3 protein-coding genes and 1 pseudogene are annotated in these 3,777 nt (G+C 48.0%); all 4 read left to right on the top strand.

All coding sequences use genetic code 11. The annotated features are described in order from the left end of the window. A partial coding sequence (gene pstC, locus AACT23_RS13745; RefSeq protein ID WP_094127178.1) for a phosphate ABC transporter permease subunit PstC occupies positions 1–1,028 on the top strand: 1,028 nt, incomplete at its 5' end. Between the two features lie 4 nt (positions 1,029–1,032). Next, positions 1,033–2,415, top strand: a complete 1,383-nt coding sequence (gene pstA, locus AACT23_RS13740; RefSeq protein ID WP_240507717.1) for a phosphate ABC transporter permease PstA — start codon at positions 1,033–1,035, stop codon at positions 2,413–2,415. A gap of 158 nt (positions 2,416–2,573) precedes the next feature. Next, positions 2,574–3,145, top strand: a pseudogene (locus AACT23_RS13735) (phosphate ABC transporter ATP-binding protein). Positions 3,146–3,166: 21 nt separating this feature from the next. After that, positions 3,167–3,777: phosphate signaling complex protein PhoU (gene phoU / locus AACT23_RS13730; RefSeq protein WP_094127176.1), on the top strand; the 611-nt coding region annotated here is incomplete at its 3' end.

Below are 3,777 nucleotides of genomic sequence, written 5' to 3'. Positions count from 1 at the left end.
CCGCAGACTACTTAAAGCAGTTAGAACAACGCAGCTATTTATTACTCACTGGTTTGATGGCAACGGTTGCCGCGGCCGGATTAGTCTTCAGCACTCGACAAATTCGCCCTGATCTTCGGGCACGCAACACAGTCGAACGTGCACTGCATATACTACTGATTCTGTGTTCTGGTGTGGCGATTTTAACCACAGTAGGCATTGTTCTTTCGATGGTTGGAGAAGCGTTACGTTTCTTTAGTTTTGTTAGCCCGAGCGAATTTTTCTTCGGCACCACATGGAACCCTCGTTTCTCAACAGTAGGTACAGAGAACCAAACCGGCTTTGGTATGTTGCCATTACTGGCAGGAACCTTTTTAATCGCCTTGATTGCCTTAATCGTCGCTATTCCTATTGGCCTGATGTGCGCCATTTATCTAGCTGAATATGCACCAAGTCGCATTCGCTCGATAGCTAAACCGATTATTGAAGTGCTCGCGGGTATTCCCACCATCGTCTACGGCTTTTTTGCTTTAATCACCGTCGGTCCCTTTCTGAGCGAATTGGGACAGTGGCTCCATATCGATATTCGTGCCACCTCCGCTCTAACCGCGGGGATTGTGATGGGCTTAATGGTGATTCCCTTTATTTCCTCGCTATCCGACGACATTCTTACTCAAGTGCCCAAAACACTAAGAGATGGCTCGCTTGGCCTTGGCGCAACCAAATCAGAGACCATTCGCAAAGTGGTTCTACCTGCCGCGCTACCTGGCGTGACTGGCGCAGTTTTGCTCGCCGCCAGCCGGGCGATTGGTGAAACCATGATTGTGGTTCTCGCTGCCGGAAATAGCCCAGTATTAACCGCCAACCCATTCGAGGCTGTCTCTACTATGACGGTTACCATCGTCAACCAACTGACCGGCGATACCGATTTTGCTAGCCCACAATCCTTAGTAGCCTTTGCACTTGGTTTAACCCTGTTTGTGATCACGCTATGCCTTAATGTGATCGCGCTCGTTATCGTACGTAAGTACCGTGAACAGTATGAGTAACGCCATGGACAACAGCATTCAAATGACTAACCTTCAAGATGACGATGCCTATGCGCAACGTAATGAAACAAAACTGCGCATTGCTCGCTCGCTGAAAAAACGTCACAACAGTGAACGCCGCTTTAGAGCTTTCGGTATTGGCGCGGTTGCCTTAGCGTTAAGTTTTGTGGCGATACTATTCACTTCGATTCTTTCCAAAGGTATTCCAGCCTTTTGGCAAGCGACAGTGACCTTGGATGTCTACTTTGACCCCGATGTCGTGAAAATAGAGCCCAAACCCATCCAACAAAGTGATGAGAGCCCGGCGCAGTTCAATCAACGCATGCTCACATGGCAAAGCAGCGTCGGCATGGTTAATTTCAACCGTATTATTGTCAACAGTTTGGCCAACGAAATCCCTGAAGCGACTCGCTACCAGCGTGATGCGATCAAATTGATCACCAGCGGCGAGCGTTTTGCTTTGCGCGATATGATAGTCAATGATCCTTCACTGGTCGGCCAAACCTTACGTCTTGATTTACTGGCGGAAGCCAACGTCGATGTGTGGTTGAAAGGCAACATCGACCGTGATCTACCCGACTCTCGTCAGCAGTTGAGTGCTCGTACCCGCGCGTGGGCGGATGAGCTCGCTGAACGTGGCGTTATCCAAAACAAATTCAGTACAGCGCTGTTTATGAACGTCGATTCTCGCAGCTCATTAGCTTCGGCTGGCCTTGCTGGGGCGTTTATGGGCTCGGTATTTATGATGCTCATTGTTATGGTATTGGCGGTACCGATTGGCGTCGCTTCCGCGATTTACCTAGAAGAATTTGCCCCAAAAAACAAGTTCACCGATTTGATTGAAGTGAACATCAACAACTTGGCGGCGGTTCCTTCGATTGTATTTGGTTTACTGGGCGCTTCAGTGTTTATTTTGTGGTTTAAGCTGCCGCTTTCGGCACCGTTTGTCGGTGGTTTGGTATTAACACTAATGACACTGCCCACAGTGATCATTGCTACTCGCTCAACATTGAAAGCGATACCACCATCGATTCGCCAAGCAGCTCTGGGTATCGGCGCGTCCAAAACTCAAGCCGTTTTCCATCACGTATTGCCTTTGGCACTACCGGGCATTTTGACTGGGGCCATTTTGGGTATCGCCCAAGCATTAGGTGAAACTGCGCCACTGCTCTTGATTGGCATGAGCTCATTTGTCGCCAGCGTACCTGCGACACCGCTCGATCAATCAACCGCGCTACCAGTGCAGATTTTCCTCTGGCAAGGTAACGAACTGCGTAACTTTTTTGAAGCAAGAACGTCTGCTGCAATCACCGTATTGTTAGCATTAATGATTAGCTTAAACGCGCTGGCGATTTGGTTGCGTCGACGCTTTGAAACTCGGTGGTAATAAAGATGATAAGTGAAGCTATTATGAACAAACACTCCCTTGTGATACCACAGGTAAAGAGCACCGCTAAAGAAGCAGCCCAAGCCACACAAATTAAAATGGCCGCGCGTGATGTGAAAGTTTTCTATGGTGAAACCAAGGCGCTACACGGCATCGATATGGATATCATTGAGCATGAAGTGGTCGCCTTTATCGGCCCTTCTGGTTGTGGTAAATCGACCTTTTTACGCTGTTTAAATCGTATGAACGACACCATCGACACGGCTCGTGTTGAAGGTTCAGTTACCTTGGACGGGCAAGATATTTATCACCCTAGCTTAGATGTGGTGCNTTGGATGAAGTCGTCGAAACCAGCTTACGCCGCGCTGGCTTGTGGAAAGAAGTCAAAGATCGCTTATCAGCACCGGGCACCGGACTATCTGGTGGCCAGCAACAGCGTTTGTGTATTGCTCGTGCGATTGCGGTTAACCCTGAAGTGATTTTGATGGATGAGCCTTGTTCGGCGCTTGACCCTATCGCGACCTCGATCATTGAAGATCTGATTGATGAGCTCAAAGGCAGCTACACCATTGCGATGGTGACACACAACATGCAGCAAGCGGCGCGCGTTTCAGATAAAACCGCCTTCTTCCACTTAGGTAACTTGGTTGAACTGAGCGAAACACGTGAGTTGTTCACCAACCCACGTGATAGCCGCACTGAAGATTACATTACTGGCCGTTTCGGTTAACGACTGTTTTAGGAGAATTTTATGACAACTCATGGTGTCGATGGGCACACCTCTCATAGCTACAATAGCGAAATGCGTTCTATTGTGGATAGCGTGGTGAATATGGGTGATTTAGTAATCGTACAGGTGCGGGACGCACTCGATGCGTTTATGACAGGCAATACCGAACTGGCCAAGCAAGTAATTGAACACGATCATAATATCAATTTGTTAGAACTGGCCATTGATCAACGCTGCATTGATATTTTAGTCAAACGCCAACCCGCAGCCCGCGATTTACGTGCGGTGTTTTCGATCATGAAAGCGATCATGGATCTTGAGCGAATTGGCGATCAATCTAAACGGATCGCCCATGCGGTGTTGCGTTTAAAGGAGCACCATCCGGGTGACAAAGACTATTTTGATGGTATTGAATTACAAGAAGATGCGTTTGAAACAATTAACGCGAACGTGATCAATATGCTGCAAAAATCGATGAACGCTTTTCACGATCTCAATGCACACGATGCGCTAGAAGCAGCAATGTTAGATAAACAAATCGACAACAGCTACGGCGATATTTTGCGTCAAAATGATAAAGATATGCTGGTGCAAGGCACTCACTATCAAACCATTTTGGAGATCACGTGGAT

The organism is Vibrio sp. V09_P4A23P171, assembly GCF_963875615.1.
Classification (GTDB): Bacteria; Pseudomonadota; Gammaproteobacteria; order Enterobacterales; family Vibrionaceae; genus Vibrio; species Vibrio anguillarum.
The sequence above is the reverse complement of the archived record's forward strand: the minus strand, read 5'-3'. Positions and strand labels throughout refer to the sequence as shown.